This is a genomic window from Neisseria sp. P0022.S010 (assembly GCF_051956635.1).
Map to the genome: position 1 here is coordinate 1 of NZ_JBQCXF010000369.1, position 2,994 is coordinate 2,994.

Annotated in this window: 4 protein-coding genes; all 4 read left to right on the plus strand. The window is 47.5% G+C overall.

Annotated features, from left to right (window positions below; translation table 11 throughout):
• Window positions 1–8 precede the first annotated feature (8 nt).
• The 4 genes from ACTHUT_RS16840 to ACTHUT_RS16855 all read left to right on the plus strand — a co-directional run bounded on the left by ACTHUT_RS16840 (window position 9) and on the right by ACTHUT_RS16855 (window position 2,874).
• Window positions 9–839, plus strand: a complete 831-nt coding sequence (locus ACTHUT_RS16840; RefSeq protein WP_070592140.1) for a ferritin-like domain-containing protein — start codon at window positions 9–11, stop codon at window positions 837–839.
• Between the two features lie 15 nt (window positions 840–854).
• Window positions 855–1,799 (plus strand): cation diffusion facilitator family transporter, encoded by a 945-nt coding sequence (locus ACTHUT_RS16845; RefSeq protein ID WP_440419137.1) that lies wholly within the window; start codon window positions 855–857, stop codon window positions 1,797–1,799.
• Between the two features lie 11 nt (window positions 1,800–1,810).
• Window positions 1,811–2,134, plus strand: a complete 324-nt coding sequence (locus ACTHUT_RS16850; protein WP_070588091.1) for a hypothetical protein — start codon at window positions 1,811–1,813, stop codon at window positions 2,132–2,134.
• A gap of 89 nt (window positions 2,135–2,223) precedes the next feature.
• The gene (locus ACTHUT_RS16855; protein ID WP_440419139.1) at window positions 2,224–2,874 is read left to right on the plus strand and encodes an HAD family hydrolase; all 651 of its coding nucleotides are present in this window, start codon (window positions 2,224–2,226) and stop codon (window positions 2,872–2,874) included.
• The last annotated feature ends 120 nt before the right edge of the window (window positions 2,875–2,994 follow it).

The window sequence follows — 2,994 nt, forward strand, 5'->3', positions numbered from 1 at the left end:
GGTTTTGTATGTATCTGAATCCTTATCCTTTATTGGAACAGGCTTTGCTGTCGGACAATCCGGATGAAAAGGGAAGGTTGACGCAGGCCTTGTTTGCGCAGTTGGGCGAGGCGGAAGGTTTGACGGTTGATGAGTCGAAACCTGTGGATTGCCGTTTTGCCGGACATCCGTTGCGTCCGCGTTTGGTTGCGCCATCAGAAGTAACGCCGCGCAAGATGAATACGGTCGAAGGCTATGCGGCGATGCTGCATGCGATTACGCACATTGAATTTAATGCGATTAATCTAGCTTTGGATGCAGCGTATCGTTTTCGCAATATGCCGTTTCAGTTTGTACGAGATTGGGTAAGGGTGGCGAAAGAAGAAGTGTTTCACTTCGGCTTGATGCGTGGCCGTCTGAACAGCTTGGGCTACGATTACGGCGATTTTGAAGCGCACGGGCATTTGTGGGATATGGCGTATAAAACCGCTTACGATCCCTTGTTGCGCATGGCTTTGGTGCCGCGGGTATTGGAAGCGCGCGGTTTGGATGTTACGCCGGGTATTCGTGCAAAAGTGGCGCAACGTGGCGATGTGGAAACCTGTGATGTGTTGGATATTATTTATCGCGATGAAGTAGGGCATGTCGCCATCGGCAATCATTGGTATCAACATCTTTGCCGTGAGCGCGGTTTGGAACCGGTTGCCTTGTTCCGAAGCTTGATTGCGCGTTACGATATGTTTATCTTCCGCGGCTACGTCAATATCGAAGCGCGAGAACGTGCAGGATTCAGCCGCTTCGAGCTGGATATGTTGGAAGATTTTGAGAAAAGTTTGAAACAGGATAAAAAGGCCGTCTGAAACGGTAAAATCATCATGGCACATCATCACGATCATTCGCACGCGCATACGCATACCGCCAATAAGCAGGTATTGCGTATTTCATTTTTCGTCATTGCCGGATTTATGCTGGTTGAGGCGGTCGGCGGCTGGCTGACCAACTCTTTGGCCCTGCTTTCCGATGCGGGGCATATGTTCAGCGATGCGTTTTCGCTGGGTGTGGCATTGTGGGCATTCAAACTTGGCGAGAAACAGACCACGCTGCAAAAAACATTTGGCTATAAGCGTTTTGAAATTTTGACGGCGATGTTTAACGGCCTGTCGCTGGTGTTGATTGCGGCGATGATTTTTTATGAAGCAGTCAAACGATTGTTTTATCCGCCGGAAATTTTGACGGGCGGCATGTTGGTGGTCAGTATCATTGGATTGTTGGTCAATATCGGCGTGGCCGTTTATATGTTGAAGAATGGTGATACTGAAGAAAACGTCAATATGCGCGGCGCGTATCTGCATGTAATCAGCGATTTGTTCGGCTCGATAGGGGCGATTGTCGCAGCGGTATTGATGATGGAGTATGGCTGGCAATGGGCGGATACGGTTGCCAGCGTATTGGTGGCGGCTTTGGTGTGGCGCAGCGGTTGGAAGCTGTTTAAACAGACTTTGCACATTTTGATGGAAGGCGCGCCGGAAAATATCCATACCGATGAGTTGCTCAGCGTTATCCGCAATACGGAAGGCGTAAAATCCGTTCACGACTTGCATGTTTGGACGATTACCAGCAATATCCACGTTTTATCCTGCCATATTGTTGTCGATGGCAGTATGACGGTTGCAGAGTCCGAACAAATCGCCTACCGCATCGAACATGAATTGGCGCATCACAACATCGGTCATTGTACGATTCAGATTGAAAGCGAACAGCATCCGCATAAAGATGAAGTTTTGTGTTCGCAGGAAATGAACGAACATCATAATGAATAATGAGGAAAAAAATGGATAAGAAACAATTAGAGGCAGATTTTCATCATGCCATGTTAGAAATTTATGATTTGGCAAAGAAATTACCGACACCTTATAGGGCTACGCGGTTTAAGCAAATGGTAGATGAGATGGGTGGTAAGGCTGCAGCCGATAAATTACTGGCTTCGCCAGATATTAGCCAAGGATTGCATGATCTATACTTATACGGCCAAGAAAAAGGATTAAAAATCAGCATGGAGTATTTAATTCTCCAAGAACGATGGTCACCGTTGTTTACAGAAGAACAGAAAAGCATTGCACGTAAAAAATTAAAGCAATGCGGTTTGGATGTTTAAAAATTCATCATCACCATTAACCATATTCAGGCCGTCTGAAACTTGTTGGATTGTTCAGACGGCCTTCTAAAATCATCAAAGGAACACTTATGACCCAAGCCGTATTATTCGATCTTGACGGCACGCTTGCCGATACCGCACTTGATTTGGGTGGTGCGCTCAACACGGTATTGCGCCGACACGGTTTGCTGGAAAAAAGCATGGATGAAATCCGTCCGCAGGCCAGCCACGGTGCGAGCGGTTTGCTCAAACTTGGTGCAGGCATTACGCCCGACCATCCGGACTATATGCAATGGCGCAAAGAGTTTTTGGACGAATACAGCCGCTGCTATGCCGACCAAACCATCTTGTTCGACGGTGTAAACGAAATGCTAGAAGCCTTAGTTCAACGCGGTATCCAATGGGGCATTATCACCAACAAGCCCATGCGTTTTACCGATGTCCTCGTGCCTAAGCTCGGGTTTACCGTGCCTCCTGCCGTGATTGTCAGCGGCGATACATGCGATGAACCCAAGCCCAGCGTGAAGCCTATGTTTTATGCGTGCGAACAGATTGGTGTTGAGGCTAAGCGATGTTTTTATGTCGGCGATGCCGAGCGCGATATGCAGGCAGGCAAAAATGCAGGCATGACGACCGTGCTGGCCGATTGGGGCTATATTTCTGCCGAAGACCAAACTGAAAACTGGCTTGCCGATTTCCGTATTGCCACGCCTTTGGATTTGTTGGCAATCTTGCGTTAAAACCCTGTAATAATCCGTTTTCAGACGGCCTGAAACGGCGTAAAATCGCACTAAGTTTGTATTTTTTCAACCGTTTTACTACTTGTAAAGAGAAAAATCATGTTCTTCAAGCATATCGAA